The following is a 21,049-nucleotide window of genomic DNA, read 5'->3' on the forward strand; positions in this document are numbered from 1 at the left end:
CCCGATAGAGAGACAAACCCCACGGACCGGCAAAGGTGTAGTGCAGCAAGGAGCTGACGCAACCTCACCTGAACTTTTCACGGATGATTCGCAATGCACTGCCAAGAAAGAACCTTTGATATCCAGCCGTTGGCGCAGGCGGATATGACTGTCCACATCAACGGCCAACCCGTCACCGCCGCCATCGGCGAAACCGTCCTCAGCGTCATTCAGTCCCTCGGCGTGCGCCAGGTCGCGCGCAACGACCACAACCAGATCAGCGGGGCCTACTGCGGCATGGGCGTGTGCCAGTGCTGCCTGGTGAAGATCAACGGGCGGCACAAGCGCCGCGCCTGCCAGACCGTGGTGCGCGAGGGCATGAGCATCGAGACCCAGGTCAACCGCATCCACGGGCAGGAGGTCGTATGAGCCAGCATCCGGTCATCGTCGGCGGCGGTCCGGCGGGCATGGCGGCGGCCACCGAACTGGCCCGCCATGGTGTGCGCTGCATCCTGCTCGAAGAGGCTTCGCGGCTGGGCGGCGTGGTCTATCGCGGACCGTTGCGCGACGGCGTGCAGCTGGACTACCTGGGGCCGCGCTATTCCGAGGTGCTGGGCAAGCTGCACGGCGAATTCCGCGAGCAGGCCGGGCTGATCGACGTGCGCCTCAACCACCGGGTGGTCGGCGCCGAGGGCACGCGCTCGCTGGTGGTGCTGGACGGCGACGAGCGCCTCCATGAGATCGCCTATCCGCAACTGCTGCTGGCGGCCGGCTGCCATGAGCGCAGTGTGCCGTTCCCCGGCTGGACGCTGCCGGGCGTGATCATGCTCGGCGGCCTGCAACTTCAGATCAAGAGCGGCGTGGTCAAGCCTCAGGGGCCGGTGGTGATCACCGGCACCGGGCCGCTGCTGCCGTTGGTGGCGTGCCAGTTGCACGCCTCCGGCGTCAGCGTGGCGGGCGTCTACGAGGCGTGCGCGTTCGGCAAGATCGCCCGCGAAAGCCTGGCGCTGCTGAACAAGCCGCAGCTGTTCCTCGACGGCGTGAGCATGCTGGCCTACCTCAAGCTGCACGGCATCCCGATGAACTACGGCTGGGGCGTGGTCGAAGCCCACGGCGAGGGCGAACTGAAAAGCGTCAGCGTGGCGCCGTACTCGGCGACCTGGGAGGCGGACATGAGCCGCGCCGAGCGCATCGAGGCCAAGACCCTGGCGGTCGGCTACGGCTTCATCCCGCGCACCCAGCTGAGCCAGCAGATGGGCCTGGACCACGGCTTCAGCGACGACGGCTACCTGCGCGCCAACGCCGATGTCTGGCAGCAGAGCAGCGAGTCCCACGTGCACCTGGCCGGCGACATGGGCGGCATCCGCGGCGGCGAGGCGGCGATGCTCGCCGGCAAGATCGCCGCGACTTCGATCCTGTTGCAGCGCGGCGTGCTGGAGGAAGAGCTGGCGCGGGTGCGGCGCGACCGTTACCTGGGCAAGCTCAAGGCCATCGTGCGCTTCCGTGCGGCGGTGGACCGCTACACCGAGCGCGGCGTCGGCCAGACCGCGTTGCCGGCGGCGGACACGGTGATCTGCCGCTGCGAACACGCGACCCGCGCCGACATCGACCGGGCGCTGGAGCAGGGCGTGCAGGACATCGCCAGCCTGAAGATGCGCACCCGCGTGAGCATGGGCGACTGCCAGGGGCGGATGTGCGTCGGCTATTGCAGCGACCGTCTGCGCCAGGCCACCGGCCGCCGCGATGTGGGCTGGCTGCGGCCGCGCTTCCCGATCGATCCGATTCCTTTTTCCGCGTTCCAGTCCCTCGGCACGGAGGCCGTTTCCCATGAGTAAGTTCTATGACGTGGTCATCGCCGGCGGCGGTGTGATCGGCGCGTCCGTCGCCTATCAGCTGTCCAAGCGCAAGGACCTGAAAATCGCCCTGATCGACGCCAAGCGTCCCGGCAACGCCACCCGCGCCTCGGCGGGCGGCCTGTGGGCCATCGGCGAGTCGGTGGGGCTGGGCTGCGGGGTGATCTTCTTTCGCATGATGTCGGCCAACCGCAAGCGCGAGACCCAGGGCGCGGCGGTGGCGGTGGACGCCAGCACGCCGCACATCCTGCCGCCGTCGTTCTTTGACTTCGCTTTGCAGTCCAACGCCCTGTACCCGGCGCTGCACAAGGAACTGGCCGACAACCACGGGATGGATTTCAAGTTCGAGAAGACCGGCCTCAAGTTCGTCATCTACGACGACGAGGACCGGATGTACGCCGAGCACATCGTCGGCTGCATCCCGCACCTGGCCGACCAGGTGCGCTGGCTCGACCAGGCGGCCCTGCGCGAGTCGGAGCCGAGCGTCAGCCATGAGGCGCGCGGGGCGCTGGAGTTTCTCTGCGACCACCAGGTCAGCCCGTTCCGCCTGGCCGACGCCTACACCGAGGGCGCCCGGCAAAACGGCGTGGACCTGTTCTTCAACACCAACGTCACCGGTGTGCTGCACCACGGCTCGCGGGTGACCGGCGTGCAGACCGCCGAGGCCGGGGTGTTCCATTGCAAGACCCTGGTCAACGCCGCCGGCGCCTGGGCGGCGGACTTGAGCGAATGGGCCACCGGCGTGCGGATTCCGGTCAAACCGGTGAAAGGGCAGATCCTGTTGACCGAGCGTATGCCGAAGATCCTCAACGGCTGCCTGACCACCAGCGACTGCTACGTGGCGCAGAAGGACAACGGCGAGATCCTGATCGGCAGCACCACCGAGGACAAGGGCTATGACGTGACCACCACCTGGCCGGAAATCGCCGGGCTGGTGCAGGGCGCGGTGCGCTGCCTGCCGGAGCTGGCGGACATCAACCTCAAGCGCACCTGGGCCGGGCTGCGGCCGGGTTCGCCGGACGAGCTGCCGATCCTGGGGCCGATGGCGGGGGTGGAGGGTTACCTCAATGCCTGCGGGCACTTCCGCACCGGGGTGCTGACCTCGGCGATCACCGGCGTGCTGCTGGACAAGCTGATCAACGATGAGCCGCTGCCGCTGGACATCACACCGTTCCTGGCGGACCGCTTCGGGGCTGCGCCGGTCAGGGAAGAGCGCGAGCTGGAAATGGCGTGATCCGGGAACGGCCTGCCCTCGGCGGCGGCTGACGCGCCGCCATCGCCAGCAGGCTGGCTCCTGCAGGGGATGATGGGGGCCTGCAGAATTTGCGGTCACCACAGAAACCTGTGGGAGTCGGCTTGCCAACGATGAGGCCGGCACTGCCGATGTCTCTGTTGCCAGACATGCCGCCATCGCTGGCAAGCCAGCTCCCACAGGTATCCCGGGTGTTCACAAGATTCATGTACACCCTCAAAAACTGTGGAGCCGGCACCGGGGCTCAGGCCTTGCGCGATTGCTCTTCCAGTTGGTCCGACTCGAACAGCCTCGCCAGTTCCGCCCGGGCTTCCTGGGCGGTCTGCAGCACCTTGGCCGCGTCGTCGTACACCGCGTGCTGGGCTTCGAGCACCTGTTCGTCGTGGTGCTTGAAGCGCTTGATCCGCGCATCGGCCTGTTCCTGGGTCAGGCCCAGGCCGACCAGGGTGCGGCGGCTCATCTCCAGGCTGGAGTAATACGTTTCGCGCACCGCTTCGGCGCCCACATCCACCAGCCGGTGCACGTGCTGACGGTTGCGCGCCCGGGCGATGATCTTCATGTGCGGGTAGAGCTTGCGCACGGTCTCGGCGGTCTTGATGTTGGTCTCCGGATCGTCGGTGGCGATCACGAAGTATTCCGCATCGCCGACCTTGGCCGCGCTGAGGATCTCCGGACGCATCGGGTCGCCGTAGAACACCGGCACGCCGCCGAAGCTGCGCGACAGCTCGATGGTTTCCACCGAGGTGTCCAGGGCCACGAACTTGATGTTTTGCGCCCGCAGGATCCGCGCCACGATCTGGCCCATCCGGCCCATGCCGGCGATCACCACCCGCGGGCTGTCGGTGTCGATCTGGCGGAACTTCTCCGGCACTTCCACCGGCTGCACCTTGGGGCTGACCAGCCGTGCGCAGATCAGCATCAGCAGCGGCGTGAGCGCCATCGACAGGGTGATGGTCAGCACCAGCAAATCATACAGGCGCGGTTCGAACAGGCCCTGATCGCGACCGATCTTGAACACCACGAACGCGAACTCGCCGCCGGCCGCCAGCACGATGCCCAGGCGCACGGCGCTGATCTTGTTCAGCCCGCCGGCCAGGCGTCCGACCACGAACAGCAGCGGCAGCTTCAGGGCGATCAGCAGCAGCGTCAGCCCCACCACGGTGACCGGTGCGCTGAGCAGCAGGCCGAGGTTGGCGCCCATGCCGACGCTGATGAAGAACAGCCCCAGCAGCAGGCCCTTGAACGGTTCGATCTGCGCTTCCAGCTCATGGCGGTACTCGGAGTCCGCCAGCAGCAGGCCGGCGAGGAACGCCCCCAGTGCCATCGACACGCCCACCAGATCCATCAGCCACGCCGTGCCGATCACCACCAGCAGCGCGGTGGCGGTGGACACCTCCGGCAGCCCGGTCTTGGCCACCACGCGAAACACCGGACGCAACAGGTAGCGCCCGCCGATCACCACCACGGCGATGCTGCCGAGCACCTGCAGGCTGTGGCGCACATCGTCGGCGCCGCTGGTGTGGTGATCGACGCCGGCCAGCATCGGCACCAGCGCGATCAGCGGGATCGCGGCGATGTCCTGGAACAGCAGGATCGCGAACGCCAGCCGTCCGTGGGGGCTGGTCAGTTCCTTGCGCTCGGCCAGGCTTTGCAGGCCGAACGCCGTGGACGACAGCGCCAGGCCCAGGCCCAGCACAATGGCGCTGTTGAGTGTTTGGCCGAACACCGACAGCGCCACCACGCCGATCACCGAACCGGTCAGCAGCACCTGGGCCAGCCCCACGCCGAACACCGATTTGCGCATCACCCACAAGCGCCGCGGCGACAGTTCCAGGCCGATGATGAACAACAGCAGCACCACGCCTAGCTCGGAAATGTGGCTGACGCTCTGCGGATTGCCGATCAGGCCCAGCACCGACGGGCCGATGATCACCCCGGCGAACAGATAGCCGAGCACCGCGCCCAACTGCAGGCGCTTGGCCAATGGCACGGTGAGCACGGCGGCGAATAGAAAGACGACGGCGGCTTGCAACAGGTTGCCTTCATGGGGCATGGCACAACTCCAGAACTCGGTACGGCGGGGGAGCAAGGATAAAGGCTCACCCGGCGACGCACCACCGGCAGCGGCCTGGGGCGGCTGTCTTCCTGCTGGCGGCGGCAGTGTGTCAGGCACCCTTGATGTTGGCAGTGCCGGCCTCATCGCTGGCAAGCCAACGGCCACAGGGCAAATGTTGCATCCGTAAGGGTTTACTTATGTAAAGTTAGACTTTGGTCTTAGGTTAATTCAGCTGAAAAGTTACCGAGTAGTTACTCGAAAACAGCAAGCGGTGTTCTTGAGACTTTTTATTGATTTAAGTCACACAATGGTCAAGTCCCCGGCCCATGGGTGGCTGATTCGATAAAGTCGAATCAAATCTGGAACGATGGTTTCAGGTTTGTTAGTGTACTGGATAGTTCATATGTACGCCGGCTGTTAAACTTTCGTTGCAAAGATTGACAAAGCGTTTGTCCTGAATCTACTATTTTTCCCGCATCAGAAAGTACTAACGGCAATTATAAGAAACCGCCGGAAGTCGCCCGAGATTCAACCCGTCGGAACCCTGACTTCAAGAGAGGCGGGTTCCGGTCATTCGCTTGTGTTGTCACGACATTTGCCCAAGTGCGCAGAGCGTGTCGTGAAGCCGCATCCAGGAAGGATGGGCAGGCAAGCGATCTACAGTGAAGTTTTCATAGGGACTTGAAACCTTGTACTCGCATTCCGTCAGCCCGCCATGTATGCGGCCTTCATCTATTCGATCCATGATCCGCCCGTCAGCGGGGCCGCGTCGGCCGCACGCTGTGGCCGGGCCATCTTCTTGCCCGGCGCATGCCCGTCGCCCGCAGCGTTCCGCTGGCCGGCCGGCGTCGGCAAACACCTTCCCGTCTGCGGCCGGCCCTTGCGTGCCCGGCGCTTTCGCAGAGACATTCAAATGAAGTTTTCACAAGGAGTTGAAACTTTGAACTTTGAATTGATCGATCCCGAATAACGACGGCGTTCGTCTGGCCGACTGAGAACGTCGGTCGTAAACCTGAAAATAGAACAATGTTTTTCGCTTAATGCCGCGAAGGCAGGCGCATGCGCGTTGTCTGGAGCAATTGATGATTGCTCGTGCATTCGTTCGCCTTTGATATTTGAAGTTGCATCTCTGTTGTTTTATGGCGCGGCCGGAAGTTCCTGCTGCGGTGAGCAAACAAGCACATTTAATGTGAAGTTTTCATAAGGACTTGAACCCGTGCACTCAGACTCCATTGGATCAGCGCGTCAGCGAACCCAGACCGATCAGATGCCGGCCGGCGCATCCAACGGGGCAGTGCCGGACGGGGCAAACGCTCACGCCCAGGCATCGTCGCTGCGTATCCGGCATTACGACAGCCGCTCGGTGTATGCGCAGGATGCGGCCCCCGGCGAACGCATTTTCCTGAGCGGCCAACAGATGCTGGTGCGGCTGCTGTTCACCCAGGCCGCACTCGACCGGGCCAACGGCCTGCGCACGGCGGGGTTCGTGAGCGGCTACCGCGGCTCGCCGCTGGGCGGCGTCGACCGGGAACTGATGAAGGCCAGCGGTGCGCTGGAGAAATCGGACATCCGCTTCCTGCCCGCGATCAACGAAGACCTGGCGGCCACCGCGCTGATCGGCACCCAGCGTGTCGAGACCGACCCGAACAAACGCTACGACGGCGTGTTCGGCATGTGGTACGGCAAGGGCCCCGGCGTCGACCGCTCCGGCGATGCGATCAAGCACGGCAACGCCTATGGCTCCTCGGCCAAGGGCGGCGTGCTGGTGGTCACCGGCGATGACCACGGCTGCGTGTCGTCGTCGCTGTCCCACCAGTCCGACCGCACCCTGATCGCCTGGGGGCTGCCGGTGATCCATCCGAACGGACTCGAAGACTACGAACGCTGCGGCCTGTGGGGCTGGGCGCTGTCCCGTGCGTCCGGCCTGTGGGTGGGCTTCAAGGCCATCACCGAGACGGTCGAGGCGACCACGTCGGTCGACGCGTCCCCGTTGCCTGAGTTCGTCACCCCCGAAGTCGATCCGGGGCCGGACGGCCTGCACTGGCGCTGGCCGGACCTGCCCGGCATGCAGATCGAACGGCGCATGCCCTTCAAGTTCGCGGCGGCCCGGGCCTTCGCCCTGGCCAACCCGCTCGACAGCGCCGTGACGGCACCGCAACGGCCGAAACTGGTCATCGGCGCAGTCGGCAAGGCCTACGGCGATGTCCGCCAGGCGCTGCAGCAGTGCGGCGTCACCCTGCAACAGCTGGAAGACGCCGGCGTGGCGTTGCTCAAGATCAGCCTGGTCTATCCGTTGTCGCCGGTGCTGGACGAGTGGGCGACGCGGGCCGACAAAGTGCTGATCATCGAAGAGAAGCAGGCCATCGTCGAAGAGCAGCTCAAGCACAAGCACTACAACACCGTGGCCGACCGGCGCGCGGTCATCATCGGCAAGACCGACGAACATGGCCAGCCGCTGGTCTGCGATCACGAAGAGCTGCGTCCGTCGCGGATCGCGGCGATGCTCCAGCACCGGCTGCAGGACCTGGGCATCGCGGTGCAGATGCCGACCTACTGGCTCATGCCTGCGGTGACGCGTGACCACGCCTGGATCCGGCGCACGCCTTACCTGTGTTCGGGCTGCCCGCACAACACCTCCACGCTGGTGCCCAAGGGCAGCGAAGCGCGGCTGGGCATCGGTTGCCACGCCATGGCGGCGCGCATGCCTGAGCGCTCCACCAGCGGCAGCGTGCAGATGGGCGGGGAAGGGGTGGACTGGATCGGCCAGGCGCCCTTCGTCGAGACGCCGCACATCTTTCAGAACATCGGTGACGGCACCTTTTTCCATTCCGGTTTCCTGGCGATCCGCCAGGCCATCGCCGCCGGCGTGACCATCACCTACAAGCTGCTCTACAACGACGCGGTCGCCATGACCGGCGGCCAGCCGATCGACGGCAAGCTGACGGTGAAGAAGGCCGTGGAACTGGTGAAGGCCGAAGGCGCCCAGCGCATCGTGGTGGTGGCCGATGACCTGGAGCGTTACCGCGAACAGGACTGCCTGCCTGACGGCATCGAGCTGTATCACCGCGACCGGCTGGAGGATGTCCAGCTGCAATTGCGCCAGACCCGCGGCGTCAGCGTGCTGGTGTTCGACCAGGTCTGCGCCACCGAAGGCCGCCGGCGCCAGAAGCAGCTGCCGGCCCCGGCGGTGAAGACCCAGGTCGTCATCAACGAAGCCGTGTGCGAAGGCTGCGGCGATTGCCAGGTCAAGTCCAACTGCCTGTCGGTGACGCCGGTACAGACGCCGTTCGGCACCAAGCGCCGCATCGACCCGCATTCCTGCAACACCGACCTGTCGTGCATCAAGGGCTTCTGCCCAAGCTTCGTGACGGTGACCGGCAAGCCCCGCGCGCAGCGGCGCCGGGTGGCCGACAGCGCCCAGGTGCTGGCGCGGGCTGCGGCATTGGCGGCGCCGCTGCCGTCCCGTTCGCTCGACACTCCATACGAAATGCTGCTGGTGGGCATCGGCGGCACCGGGATCGTCACGGTGGCGCGCACCATCGCCCTGGCCGCCCATTTGGACGGCCGCGCGGTCAGCGTGCTCGACTTCACCGGTTTCGCCCAGAAGGGCGGCGCCGTGCTGAGCCACATCCGTCTGGCCAACGAGGCGCAGACGCTGCACCAGCACCGCATCGACATCGGCGGCGCCGACCTGCTGCTGGCCGCCGACCTGGTCGTGGCCAGCGAGGACGATGCGCTCGCCACGCTGCGACCGGAAAAGACCGTGGTGATCGCCAACAGCGCGCAGACCCAAACCGGCGCGATGCTGCGCAGCACCGAGCTGCGCATCGAGACCCAGGCGATCGTCGACCTGCTCAAGCAAAAGGTGGGCGCGGACAACTACCACAGCCTGGATGCCGGGCAACTGGCGGACACCCTGGTCGATCCGATGCAGGCCAACATGCTGATGCTCGGTTACGCCTGGCAGCGCGGCACAGTGCCGGTGTCGCAGGCGGCGCTGAACAAGGCCATCGACCTGGCGGGCAGTGCCGCCGCCAACCACCTGGCCTTTGCCTGGGGCCGGCTGCTGGCGCAGGACGCCGCGTTCGTCGCGCCTTACCTCGACCCGAGCGCTGCCGCCGAGGGCGCCAGGACCATCGCGCTGCACGACATCAGCGCGGCGCCCAACCCCCGTGACAGCCTCGTGCGGTTGATCGAGCGCAACAGCGAATACCTGACGCACTACCAGAACGCGGCCTACGCCGCCCGTTACCGCCGCGTGGTGAACATCGTGCGCGCGGCGCCGGGCGCCGGCGACGGCAGCGCGCTGACCGAAGCGGTCGCCCGCAACCTGTTCAAGCTGATGGCCTACAAGGACGAGTACGAGGTGGCGCGGCTGCTGACGACCGACCGTTTCCTGCAATCCCTGGCCAGCCGTTTCGAAGGCCGCACCCGTCTGACCTTCCACTTCGCCTTGCCGTGGCTGCGCGACAAACAGAAGAAGACCGAATTCTCCGGTTGGGTGCTGCCGTTGCTGAAGGTGTTGGCCAAGGGCCGCGTCCTGCGCCACACCCGGTTCGACCCGCTGGGCTGGTCCGCCGAGCGGCGCGAGGAGCGCCGCCTGATCCAGGACTATGAAGCCATGCTGTTGCGCCTGCTGCCCGAACTGACCCAGGAAAACCTGGCGCACTTCATCGCCTGGGCCAACCTGCCGGATTCGATCCGCGGCTACGGCCACGTAAAGGAACGCTCGATCGCCGCTGCGCGCCTGCGCGAGAAGGCGCTCATCGAACAGATCCTGTTGGGCGAGCACCCGGTTCCGATCCACCGCGAAGCCGCCGGCGTCGAGTCGTGGGTGCCGCCCGCGATCCATGCCGCGCCTTCCAGCAACGAAGCCGAACGCGATGTGATGGAAGCTTCGTGATTGCCGGGGGCTGCCGGCCCCCTTGCCGAAAGAGAGCAGGCCCATAACCTCTTCAAGGATGAGTTGACCGATATGAACAACGACACCATTGCACCCGACCTGCTGCACAAGGGCTCGGCGGACGACGTTCTGATCTGCGCGCCGAAAGTCGCGCTGCCGCTGCACCTGGACGACGCGACCCTGGCGGCCGCTGCGCACAACCCGCTCTCGCGCCGCTTCGGTGCAGGCACCGACGGCCACGCCGCCTTCGGCGTGGCGCCCGAGCTTATGAAGCGAAACCGCCTGGGCGCCGCGTTCGCCGAAGGCGGCGAAGCGCAGAACGAGTGGGAACGGGTGAGGGCGCTGCCTTACCAGATCGTCGCCCCGCAGGGCACCCTGGAGGGCGACGACCCTGAGCAGGCCGTGGCGCAGCTGTGCCAAGCGATCCCGGCGATCCGCCGCTCCAGCTCGTTCCGCTTCATCAACAACGCCGACAACTACTTCTTCTACCGCAAGTCCCACGAGCACGTGCCCGGCACAATGTTCATCGAAGCGGCGCGCCAGGCGGTCTATCACCACCTGTACCACCACACCGGCCATGCGCGGGGCGACGTCACCGTCAGCGTCAACGAGCTGAACGCGAGTTTCTTCGCCTACGCCGAGCTGATGTACCCCATCGAACTGGTGGTCGACAACATCACCCCGACCGACGCCGAATCGCCGAAGAAGATCTTCTTCCGGGTCGCCTTCTATCAGCGCCAGACCCTGTTCGCCACGATCGACACCAAGGCGACCGTCATCGACCTGCGGCTGTTCGAGAAGACCCGCAACATCTTCATCCACGCCAACGATTGGTTCACGCCGATCCACCAGTCGAAGCTGACCTGCACCCTCAGCGACAGCGAGGGCCGCAAGGCCGACGTGCTGCTGGTGGGCCTGGGCAAGGACGGCTGCGTGACGACGACGCCGGAGGTGGGGTTCATCGACGCCGTCACGCTGCACATCGGCTACGAGGGCAAGTTCGAGTTTTCCGGCGCCGTGCGCAGCGTCGGCGAGGGCAAGTACACCTCGTGGCAATTCCCGACGCTGGGCTTCAACGACCTGCAGGTCCTCAGCGACATGATCAAGCGCGGCTTCGTTCACCTGGACGAGGCGGCCCTCGGGGCGCTGAGGCAATGACCGTGACCACCGGCAAACCGATGCCCGCCACCGTGGCCCTGCATTTCGGCGCACAGGCGGTCGCGAAGAATCGACTGTACTTTTCGTCGCTGGGCATGGACCTGTGCGACGGGAACGGCTTTCCCCGGCCGGAGTTCTTCAAGGTCTATCAATCGCTGATGGACGGCGGCAGCGGCTTCGGTTTTTTGGGCAACGCCAGCGTGGACGCCGAGGCGCGCTACAACGGCCGTGGCCTGCGGCTGACGTCGCCGGCCCACGCCGAGGCCCTGCGGCCGCTGTTCGAGGCGGCCCGCCAGCGCAACTTCCCGCTGGGCGTGCAACTGCAGCATTACGGCCCGCAGGCGTTGCCGACGGCGCAGGGCGAGATCCTGACGCCCAGCGGCATCGCGTCCCCCGCCATCCTCAAGGCGTTTCCCGAGGCACGGGCGGTGGCGATGACGCACACGCAGATCCTGCGCTGCATCGATCAGTTCGCGGCCGCCGCGCTGCATGCCCGGCAGGCCGGCGCCGAGCTGATCCAGATCCAGGCCTCGAACGGCTATCTGGTCAGCAGTTTCCTGTCGCCCCGCACCAACCGTCGCGAGGACGAGTGGGGCGGCAGCCCGCTCAAGCGCGCCCGGCTGCTGCTGGCCATCGTCGACGGCATCCGCCGGGCCACCGGCGACCGGGTGCCGGTCACCGTCCGCCTGGGCATCGATGACGGCCTGGGCGAGGAAGGCCAACAGGCCGTGCTGCTGGGCGATGTGGTGGTCGCCCTGGAGGCCGCCGGGGTGGCGGCCATCACCTGTTCCACCGGCGTCAGCGAGACCTTCCCGTTCTTCTTCAAGAACAAGGACAAGGCGCTGGCGATGTCCCGCGAAGGCTGCCGCTACCTCAAGGGGTTCGTGCGCATCCCGATGGGCTTCACCGGCTCGGTCAGCGGTGTGGCCCAGGCCAATGAAATCATCGGCTGCGGCGACGCCGATTTCATCGGGTTCGGCCGTGCCATGCTGGCCGACAACCGTTTCATCGCCAAGGAACTGGCCGGCCGCGACGCCGAGGTCACGCGCTGCCGGGGCGATGCGTTTTGCTTTCGCGACAAAAAGGATCCCATGGCCGAGCGCGTGTACTGCTGCGTCAACCCGGATTACCGGCGGCCGGAAAAACTGCAATTGCACTATGAGGAAAGCCTGAAATGAATTTCACCGGAAAAATCGCCCTGGTTGTCGGCGGCACGCGCGGCATCGGTTTCGACGTCAGCCAGAAACTCGTCGAAGCCGGCTGCATCTGCTACATCACCGGCCGCAACGAGGACGACGGCCTGACCGCGCAAAGCCGCCTGGGCGACAACTGCACCTTCATCAAGAGCGACGTCACCGACGAAGCCTCCGTGGCCGAGCTGTTCCGCGTCATCAACGACCGGCACGGGCGGCTGGACCTGGCGGTGAACAACGCCGGCGTGACCTCCAAGCATGCGCCGATCCGCGAGATGGACTTCGCCGACTGGAAACGCGTGCTGGAGATCAACCTGCTGGGCCCGCTGCTGCTGCTCAAGCACGAGACCAACCTGATCTCGAAACACGCCGGCGGCGCGATCGTCAACGTGTCGTCCTGCGCCGGCCTGCTCGGCGTGGCCAAGCAAAGCGCCTACTCCACCAGCAAGGCGGCGCTGAACATGCTGACCCAGGTGTGCGCCATCGAGTCCGCCGAGGAATCCCTGCCGGAGCGCCATTCGGTGCGCGTCAACGCGGTGTGCCCCGGCCCGACCCTGGGCGGCATGAACTCGCAAGAGCGCCTGGAGGCCAACCCCGAATCCACCAAACACAAGCTTCAAGTGACGGTGATGAAACGGTTCGCCGCCGCCAGCGAGATTTCCGCCGCGATCCTGTGGCTGCTCAGCGACTCGGCCTCGTTCGTCACCGGCACCGTGATGCCGGTGGACGGCGGTTTCTCGGCCGGGAAATTCTGATGGGCCGGCCAGAGCGCGACCCGGCCCGGACGCCGGGCAAACGGGTGTTCATCACTGGCGTGAGCAGCGGCATCGGCGAGGCGCTGGTGGAGCGGCTCCTGCAGGACGGCTGCACCGTCTTCGGCACCGCCCGGCGCGAACCGTACCGGTTCATGAACCACCCGAATTTCCGGTTCCGGCCGTTCGACCTCTCAAAGACCGGCGACATCGGCGAGCTGTTCAAGGGGCCGTTCGCCGAGATCCTGAGCCAGGGCGTGGATGTGCTGTTTCTCAACGCCGGGGTCAGCGGCAACGTGCCGGCACGCGCCGAGGCGTTTTCGCTGGAGGACGTGCAGCACGTGCTCAACGTCAACGTGCTGGCGAACAAGGCCATTCTGGACCTGGTTCTGGCTTCGCCCCATCGGCCGGCCACCTGCGTGCTGTCGGCGTCGATGGCGGGGGTTCGCTTTCGCGCAGGCACGCTGACCTACAGCCTGTCGAAGGCGGCGCTCAAGGCGTTGGGCGGTGTCTACGCGCAAGAGAACCCGGAGATCTTCTTCGCCGTGCTGGGCCTGTGCAACGTCAACACCGGGCTGTCCCGGCAGGTGAGCTTCAGCGAACGGACGGCGCAGTTTCCGGAGCTGCTGTCCCTGCAGCAACGGGCGTTGGTGCCCGGTTACATGGTCTCCGCCGCCCAGCGCGCCGAGGACATCCGCAACGTGATCGCCGCACCCGGCGACTATGGGGTCAAGAGCGGCGAGTTCGTCGACATGCGAACGGTGCTGGCCCATCACGAGAAAGCCCGGGAGCCGTTGCCCCAAGCCTGACGAACCCCTGAACGCGCACCCCCAATAAAGGAATGTTGGAATGCTGAACACCGTCAAAACCCTCGTTGAAGCCGTCGTGCGGCAACAGGACCTGCTGCTGCCCGAGCCCATCGATCTGTCCCGGGGCGAGGACAGCCCGCTGTATGGCATCGAGGGCACCATCGACTCCATGACCCTGGTGTCGATCATCGTCGACACCGAAGAGCAGATCCGCAACCGGTTCGGCGTCGAGGTCCACCTCGCCGACACCTCCGACCTGCCGCCCACTGCCACGCCGTTCGCCACGCTGGGCACGCTGGCCGCCTACGTCATGGGCCGGCTGTCGCCTGCGCTCGAAGCCCAGGCGAGCTGATCCGGCGGCCGCACTTTTATCGAGAGGTGGATATGCAAGTTGTCGAGTTTCTGAATCACCTGAAAGACGGCGCGGACAAGCCGGCCATCGTCAGCGACGAGGGCCGTTTCTCCTACGCCCGACTGCATGAGCGGATCAACGCCTGTGGCGAAGAGCTCGCGTCCCGCGGCATCAGCGACGCCTGCGTCCTGCTGGTGGACAACTACAGCTTCGACAGCGTCTGCATGCTGTTCGCGCTGTGGCTGCGCAACAACGTGGTCGCGCTGTCGGTGCCCAAGGCCGACGAACAGCTGGCGCACCTGGCCGAAGCGTCGGGCGCGCGGTTCACCGTGACGGGCGGCGGTTCACAGGGCTTCGCGTTCACTGCCCATGAAGCGCGTGCGCTGCCGGCCACCGTCGAAGGCCTGCTGTCGCGCCGCGAGGCCGGCTTCATCGTGTTTTCGTCGGGCTCCACCGGGCCGGCCAAAGGCGTGGTGCACGGCGTGGCGCCGTTCTTCGACCGTTACATGAATGCCGAGCGGTGCGGCGCCATCCTGGCGTTCCTGCTGTTCGACCACATCGGCGGGCTGGTCACCGTGCTGCAGGCGCTGGCGACCCACGGCACCCTGGTGCTGCCGAAGGAGCGTTCGCCTCAGGAGGTGGGCCGCTGCGTCGAGGCGTTCCAGGTGCAGACGCTGCACGTGTCGCCGACGCTGCTGAACCTGGCGACGATCACCGGCGTGTTCCAGAAGTGGGACACCCGCAGCCTGCAACGCATCTATTTCGGTTCCGAGCCGAGCTCCCCCGACGCCATCCAACGCATCGCGAACCTGCTGCCGGACGTGAAGCTGCGCCAGCTCTACGGCATGTCGGAAATCGGCGTGCTGCCGTGCGACGTCAAGGCCGGCGACAGCGCCTGGATGAAGATCGAGGATCCGGCCTACCGCCTGCGGGTCGTCGATGGGATCCTGCAGGTGCGCGGGCCGACCAACATGCTCGGCTACCTGACCGGCCCCGGCGACCTGACGGACGACGGCTACCTGATCACCCATGACCTGACGGATGAGCACGAAGGGTTTTTCCGGGTCTCCGGGCGGGCGGTGGACGTCATCAACGTCGGCGGCAAGAAGGTGTTCCCGGCGCACGTCGAAAGCGTGCTGATGGGCGTCGACAACGTGTCCGACGTGGTCGTGTACGGCCAGCCCAACCCATTGCTCGGTCAGATTGTCGCGGCACGGTTCACCTTGCTGGCGCCCCAGGCGCTGGAGGACTTCAAGGCCGTGCTGTACGCCAAGATCCGCGGCGTGCTGGCGCCCGAACAACTGCCCAGGCTGGTGTCCGTCAGCGATACGCCGCTGATCACCAGCCGCTTCAAGAAAATGCGCCATCCCGGCGTCCTCAGCGGGTCGTGAGCCCCGATTGCCATCAAACGATAAGGAAATGACACATGGCTGACATGGAAAAAATGCGCGCAAGCATCGCCGACATCCTGTCCATCCCCCTGGACGAACTGAAGGGCGACACCCTGCTTGAGAGCAGCGACTTCTGGGACTCGATGGCGCGCATCTCGATTGTGGCGCTGGTGTTCGAAACCACCGGCACGACCATTTCCGGCGAAGAGATCGAAGGCGTGGTGACGGTGCAGGACATCTTCGACCTGGCCGCCGGGAAAGTGAAAGGAGTGGCCTGACCATGCACACCATTTCCGGGGTTGCGGTGCGCGCGGTCACGGCCGCGCTGCCCGAACGCAGCGTGGGGCTGGACGGCTTCGCCGAGCTGTTCGGCGCCAAGGAAGTCGCCCGCATCGCAAAAAGCACGGGCATCGAGTCGGTCAGGGAAACCCAGACCCTGCACACGTCCGATCTGGTGATCGCCGCGTGCCGCAACCTGCTCGATCAAGGGCTGTGCGCCGCCGACGACATCGACGGCCTGATCGTGGTGACCCAGACGCCGGATTCCTGGGCGCCGGGGGTCGGCTACATCGTCCAGCAGGCGCTGGGCCTGCCGCAGCATTGCCTGGTCATCAACGTGACCGCCGGCTGTTCCGGCTATGTCAGCGCGCTGGTGCAAGCGGGGGCGCTGATCTCGGCCGGGGCCTGCAAAAGGATCCTGCTGTGCACGGGCGACGTGACCACGCGGATACTCGACGAGCGCGACCGGCACGTGAAAATGCTGTTCGGCGACGCGGCGTCCGCCACCTTGCTGGAGCAGGGCGACGGTTCGTTCGAGTTCGTCTGCGGCACCGACGGCAGCGGCCGTGAGGCTCTGGTCTCCGACATCGCCTACACCCGGGACGCGGACAGCCAGGCCTGCGCAAGCATCCGCTGCCTGCAGATGGACGGCACGGCGGTGATGAACTTCGCGCTCGCCCGGGTGCCGCAGACCGTCAAGGCGCTGCTGGAAGACACAGGCCTGAGCCCCGAGTCGCTCGACCTGCTGGTGCTGCACCAGGCGAACGGCTTCATGCTCAATTACCTGCGCCGGATGATCGGCGTCGCCCCGGAGAAAATGCCGGTGGACATCGACGGCGTCGGCAACACCAGCTCCACGTCCATCCCGATCGTCCTGTCGCGGCATGCCGCCGTCGGTACGCCGCAGGCGCAGCACGTCGTGCTGTGCGGCTTCGGCGCCGGGTTGTCGTGGGGCGCGATGAAGGTCGACCTTCGCCAGACCCGTGCCGTGGCGCCTTGTTTCGTGCCGGAGAAGGCTGAACAGGCGGACGCGCCGGCGCGCGTGCAAGCCTAAGCTGTCTGCGAGACGTGGCGGTGCCTCGGGTTTTCAGGGGCACCGTCACGTCGCGTCTGCGATCCCGCTCGTTCACCCTTCAAGGGAGCTTTCATGAACCAGACGTTCTGGACGGCACTGGGCATCATCCCGAGCCGGGCCGTTGCGCCCTGGATTTCGCCTTCGCCGTTTCTGCCGGCGTTCCAATTCTACGAATGCCATGAGTCGGGCGCGATCCCGGCATCACCGGAGCGCATCATCGAGGCGGTCTGCGCCTTCGACATGCGCGAGGACCGCGTCGTCAACGCGCTGCTGTCGCTGCGCGAGCTGCCGGCGAAACTGCTGAGGGTGCTGGGCCGCCGGCGCACGCAACAGGCCAGCGCGCCGTTCGGCTTTGATTCGTTCACCCGGCTGCAACGCGCTGCGGACGAAATTTCCATGGGCCTGGCGGGGCGCTTCTGGCGCCCGGACCTGAACGTGAACCGCGTGCCCGACGCGCAGGCGTTCATGGCGCTGGACGACCCGCGCATCGCCCGGCTGGTGCTGCGCTTCCAGGTCATCGAGCAAGGGCAGGGCGTGCGCATCCTTCGTACCGAGACCTTCGTGCATTGCCCCAACACCCGTACCTGCCTGCTGTTCACGCCTTATTGGCTGGTGATCCGCCTGGCCAGCGGCTGGATTCGCCGGCGCAACCTGGCCGCCATCGAGCGGCAGTTGTCGGCGGCCCGGTAGGGCGTCCGCTGCTGTAATGATTTGCATCAATTGCTAACATTCATCGCTTCAGCGAATCAATCCAGCCCGAGTCCCGCCATGGCCATCAACTTCGACCTCAACGACCTGCAAGCCTTTCGCGCCGTGGTCGAGCAGGGCAGTTTCCGCAAGGCCGCCGACACCGTGCGCCTGTCGCAGCCGGCCCTGAGCCGGCGGATCGAAAAGCTCGAAGACGCCCTCGGCGTGAAGCTGTTCGAGCGCACCACGCGCAAGGTCAGCCTGACCCAGGCCGGGCGCGGCTTCATGCCCAGCGTCGAGCGCCTGCTGGACGACCTGGACATGGCGCTGCTGGGCATCAGCGAGGTGGCCTCGACCCGCCTGGGCCATGTCACCGTGGCGTGCGTGCCGTCGGCGGCGTACTACTTCATGCCGCGGGTGGTGGCCCGCTATCACCGGCAGTTCCCGAGGATCAAGGTCAAGGTGCTCGACTCCAGCGCCCACGACGTGCTCAGCGCAGTGGTCAACGGCGAGGCGGATTTCGGCCTGAGCTTCATGGGCACCCAGGAGGCGGGGGTGGATTTCGAACCGCTGGTGCAGGAAAGCTACGTGGTGGCCTGCCGCCGCGACCATCCGCTGGCCGGGCGCAGCAGCGTGACCTGGGACGAGTTCTACCGCCAGGACTACATCTCGCTGGACAAGACCTCGGGCAACCGGTTCTTGCTGGACCAGGCGTTGACCCACGTGGTGCCGCAGCGCCCGAGCATCTGCGAAACGCGGCACGTGACGACCATGATCGGTCTGGTGGAGGCGGGGTTGGGGGTGGCGGCGGTGCCGTTGATGGCGATGCCGGCGGCGGACCATCCGATCCTGACGCGGATCCCGCTGACCGAGCCGCAGGTGATGCGCAGCGTCGGCCTCATCAAACGCCGGGGTCGCACCCTGACCCCGGCGGCGTTGGAGCTGGAACGGCTGGTGGTGGAGATGAAGGTCCAGCCGGTCAGCGCTTGACCGAGTCCAGCCCGGTGGCCTGCACGTCGGCCTGGGCGGCCGGTGCGGCGAGGTAGGCGAGCAGCGCCTTGGCTTCCTGCGGATGCTGCGCGCCCACCGGAATGCCGGCGGCGAAGCGGGTCACCGACTGCACTTGCTCCGGGATCTTCGCCACGAAACTCACCCCCGGCACCGGCAGCAGTTCGCTGACCTGCTGGAAGCCCAACTGGTAATCGCCGCTGGCGACCACCGAGCCCACCGGGATTTTCGGGATCATCTTGGCCTTGGGCTTCAATTGATCTTCAATGCCCAGCTTCTTGAACAACTGCTGCTCGATGTACACGCCGCTGGCGCTGTCGGAGTAGGCCACCGAGTGCGCGTCCAGCAGGGTTTTCTTCAGGCCTTCGACGCTGCCGATGTCTGGCTTGGGCGCGCCTTCGCGCACCACCAGGCCGATCCGCGAGTCCGCCAGTTCCACCCGCGAGGCGGGGTCGACCTTGCCTTGTCTGATCAGGTCGTCGAGGGCGTAGCCGACCATGATCACCGCATCGGCCTGCTCGCCACGGGCCAGCCGGTTGGGGATCGCCTCCGGCGCCTTGCCCATTGACGGGCCGAGGACGGTGTCGAGGGTGTTGCCGCTGCTGGCGGCGAACTTCGGGCCGAGGATCTTGTAGGCCGCCGTGAAGCCGCCGGAGGTCATTACCCGCAGCTCTTCGGCCTGGGCGAACGCGCTGACGGCGAACAGGGCGAGGGCGGTGAGGCTGATCAATTTTTTCATGGCAGGCTCCTTACGCCGCGACCGGTTGCAGACGGCCGCCGGCACGGCGGTACAGGTACAGCGTCGCGCACAACGCACACAGTGCGCCCACGCTCATCCAGTAACCGGGCGCGGCCTTGTCGCCGGTGTACTCGATCAGGAGCGTCGACATCGCCGGGGTGAAGCCGCCGAACACCGCCGTCGCCAGGCTGTAGGCCAGCGAGAAGCCCGCCACCCGCACTTCCACCGGCATGATTTCGGTGAGCGCCGGGATCATCGCGCCGTTGTACAGGCCGTAGATGAACGACAGCCACAGCAGCGCCAGCAGCATGTGGCTGAAGCTCGGCGCCTGCACCAGGAACGACAGCGCCGGGTAGGTGGTGGCCAGGGCCAGCAGCGCCATGGCGATCAGCACCGGACGCCGGCCGATGCGGTCCGACAGCGCGCCGCCGACCGGCAGCCAGCAGAAGTTCGACACGCCCACCAGCAGGGTCACCAGCAGCGCGTCGGAGGTGCTCAGGTGCAGCACGGTCTTGCCGAAGGTCGGCGCGTACACGGTGATCAGGTAGAACGCGGTGGTGGTCAGGGCCACCATCAGCATGCCGCCCAGCACCACGGTCCAGTTGCGGCCCAGGGTGCGGAACACTTCGCCCATGCCGGGACGGTGCTTGCGTGCGGCGAACTCTTCGGTCTCCGCCAGGTTGCGCCGCAGCAGGAAGATGAACGGCACGATCATGCAGCCGACGAAGAACGGAATCCGCCAGCCCCAGTCGGCGATTGCTTGCGGCGCCATCCATTGGTTCAGCGCATAGCCCAGCGCCGCGGCGACGACGATCGCCACCTGCTGGCTGGCCGACTGCCAGGCGGTGAAGAAGCCGCGGTTGCCCGGTGTGGCGATCTCCGCCAGGTACACCGACACGCCGCCCAGCTCCGCGCCGGCGGAGAAGCCTTGCAGCAGGCGCCCGATCAGCACCAGCGCCGGGGCGAACAGGCCGATGGTCTCGTAGCCGGGCACCAGCACGATCAGGATCGTGCCGCTGGCCATGATCGACAGGGTGACGATCAGGCCTTTGCGCCGGCCCACGTCGTCGATGTACGCGCCGAGCACGATGGCCCCCAGCGGACGCATCAGAAAGCCTGCGCCGAACACCGCGAAGGTCATCATCAGGGAGGCGAACTCACTGCTCGCCGGAAAGAACACCGCCGCGATCTGCGTGGCGTAGAAGCCGAACAGGAAGAAGTCGAACTGTTCGAGGAAGTTGCCCGAGGTGACCCGGAAAATGGCGCCGGCCCGCGAGCCGCCGTGTGGGATTGAGGCTGTCATAGCAAAGTACTCCACCGCTTTTATGACGTGCGCGACGGGAGGGCGGCGCACGGTTTTTATTGGGGCGGATAGTGGCGCAGCGGGATCGATCTGTTAATTGCATTGTTGGCATGGATTGATGTGTTTTGTGGATCAATGCGTTTTCCTGTGGGAGCTGCGGTGCGACGATTCGACTTGCCAGCGATAGCGGTGGACCAGACAACAGAGATGTCGGCAGTGCCGGCCTCATCGCTGGCAAGCCAGCTCCCACAGGAATTGCG

At 66.1% G+C, this 21,049-nt stretch carries 17 protein-coding genes; 14 read left to right on the forward strand and 3 right to left on the reverse strand.

Annotated elements, in window-relative coordinates; translation table 11 throughout:
* The first annotated feature begins 93 nt into the window (after positions 1–93).
* Genes KVG96_RS07855 through hcnC form a run of 3 tightly spaced genes read left to right on the forward strand, consistent with a single transcriptional unit; the run spans position 94 to position 3,066 of the window.
* Complete coding sequence (locus KVG96_RS07855) at positions 94–408, forward strand: (2Fe-2S)-binding protein (protein WP_217891492.1); 315 nt, start codon at positions 94–96, stop codon at positions 406–408.
* Positions 405–1,814: a cyanide-forming glycine dehydrogenase subunit HcnB gene (gene hcnB, locus KVG96_RS07860; RefSeq protein ID WP_217891493.1), complete on the forward strand. Its 1,410-nt coding sequence runs from the start codon at positions 405–407 to the stop codon at positions 1,812–1,814. The genes KVG96_RS07855 and hcnB overlap by 4 nt, the downstream gene beginning before the upstream one ends.
* Positions 1,807–3,066 carry a cyanide-forming glycine dehydrogenase subunit HcnC gene (gene hcnC, locus KVG96_RS07865; protein ID WP_217891494.1) on the forward strand — a complete coding sequence of 420 codons (1,260 nt, stop codon included), beginning with the start codon at positions 1,807–1,809 and terminating at the stop codon, positions 3,064–3,066. The genes hcnB and hcnC overlap by 8 nt, the downstream gene beginning before the upstream one ends.
* Positions 3,067–3,328: 262 nt before the next feature.
* Here the strand turns inward: hcnC and KVG96_RS07870 are convergent, their stop codons facing one another.
* Positions 3,329–5,137, reverse strand: coding sequence for a monovalent cation:proton antiporter-2 (CPA2) family protein (locus KVG96_RS07870; protein ID WP_217891495.1), 1,809 nt, complete (start codon positions 5,135–5,137; stop codon positions 3,329–3,331).
* A 1,270-nt stretch (positions 5,138–6,407) separates the two neighbouring features.
* On the opposite strand from KVG96_RS07870, the gene KVG96_RS07875 reads away from it, so the two are divergent.
* From KVG96_RS07875 to KVG96_RS07925, 11 genes are all read left to right on the forward strand, one after another.
* A complete protein-coding gene (locus tag KVG96_RS07875) occupies positions 6,408–10,043 on the forward strand; it encodes an indolepyruvate ferredoxin oxidoreductase family protein (RefSeq protein ID WP_225927225.1) in 3,636 nt (1,211 codons plus the stop codon).
* Between the two features lie 72 nt (positions 10,044–10,115).
* The gene (locus KVG96_RS07880; RefSeq protein ID WP_217891497.1) at positions 10,116–11,201 is read left to right on the forward strand and encodes an AfsA-related hotdog domain-containing protein; all 1,086 of its coding nucleotides are present in this window, start codon (positions 10,116–10,118) and stop codon (positions 11,199–11,201) included.
* The gene (locus KVG96_RS07885) at positions 11,198–12,379 is read left to right on the forward strand and encodes an oxidoreductase (RefSeq protein ID WP_217891498.1); all 1,182 of its coding nucleotides are present in this window, start codon (positions 11,198–11,200) and stop codon (positions 12,377–12,379) included. The genes KVG96_RS07880 and KVG96_RS07885 overlap by 4 nt, the downstream gene beginning before the upstream one ends.
* Positions 12,376–13,149, forward strand: coding sequence for an SDR family NAD(P)-dependent oxidoreductase (locus KVG96_RS07890; protein WP_217891499.1), 774 nt, complete (start codon positions 12,376–12,378; stop codon positions 13,147–13,149). Before KVG96_RS07885 ends, KVG96_RS07890 begins: the two co-directional genes overlap by 4 nt.
* Positions 13,149–13,955: an SDR family oxidoreductase gene (locus KVG96_RS07895; protein WP_217891500.1), complete on the forward strand. Its 807-nt coding sequence runs from the start codon at positions 13,149–13,151 to the stop codon at positions 13,953–13,955. The genes KVG96_RS07890 and KVG96_RS07895 overlap by 1 nt, the downstream gene beginning before the upstream one ends.
* A 40-nt stretch (positions 13,956–13,995) precedes the next feature.
* Entirely contained in the window at positions 13,996–14,307 is a 312-nt protein-coding gene (locus tag KVG96_RS07900) for a hypothetical protein (protein ID WP_217891501.1), read from the forward strand.
* Between the two features lie 32 nt (positions 14,308–14,339).
* Positions 14,340–15,698: a class I adenylate-forming enzyme family protein gene (locus KVG96_RS07905; RefSeq protein WP_217891502.1), complete on the forward strand. Its 1,359-nt coding sequence runs from the start codon at positions 14,340–14,342 to the stop codon at positions 15,696–15,698.
* Positions 15,699–15,733: 35 nt separating this feature from the next.
* Positions 15,734–15,976, forward strand: a complete 243-nt coding sequence (locus KVG96_RS07910) for an acyl carrier protein (RefSeq protein ID WP_085579971.1) — start codon at positions 15,734–15,736, stop codon at positions 15,974–15,976.
* 2 nt (positions 15,977–15,978) lie between these two features.
* Positions 15,979–17,031: a ketoacyl-ACP synthase III gene (locus tag KVG96_RS07915; RefSeq protein ID WP_225927226.1), complete on the forward strand. Its 1,053-nt coding sequence runs from the start codon at positions 15,979–15,981 to the stop codon at positions 17,029–17,031.
* Positions 17,032–17,124: 93 nt separating this feature from the next.
* Positions 17,125–17,742 carry a DUF2867 domain-containing protein gene (locus KVG96_RS07920; RefSeq protein ID WP_217891503.1) on the forward strand — a complete coding sequence of 206 codons (618 nt, stop codon included), beginning with the start codon at positions 17,125–17,127 and terminating at the stop codon, positions 17,740–17,742.
* 78 nt (positions 17,743–17,820) lie between these two features.
* Positions 17,821–18,729, forward strand: a complete 909-nt coding sequence (locus tag KVG96_RS07925; protein WP_217891504.1) for a LysR family transcriptional regulator — start codon at positions 17,821–17,823, stop codon at positions 18,727–18,729.
* On the opposite strand, the gene KVG96_RS07930 is transcribed toward KVG96_RS07925, so the two are convergent.
* A complete protein-coding gene (locus tag KVG96_RS07930; RefSeq protein WP_217891505.1) occupies positions 18,719–19,486 on the reverse strand; it encodes a substrate-binding domain-containing protein in 768 nt (255 codons plus the stop codon). The genes KVG96_RS07925 and KVG96_RS07930 overlap by 11 nt on opposite strands.
* Before the next feature lie 10 nt (positions 19,487–19,496).
* Positions 19,497–20,789, reverse strand: coding sequence for an MFS transporter (locus KVG96_RS07935; protein WP_217891506.1), 1,293 nt, complete (start codon positions 20,787–20,789; stop codon positions 19,497–19,499).
* Positions 20,790–21,049: the final 260 nt, after the last annotated feature.

Origin of the sequence: Pseudomonas ekonensis (genome assembly GCF_019145435.1) — a bacterium.
GTDB lineage: Bacteria > Pseudomonadota > Gammaproteobacteria > Pseudomonadales > Pseudomonadaceae > Aquipseudomonas > Aquipseudomonas ekonensis.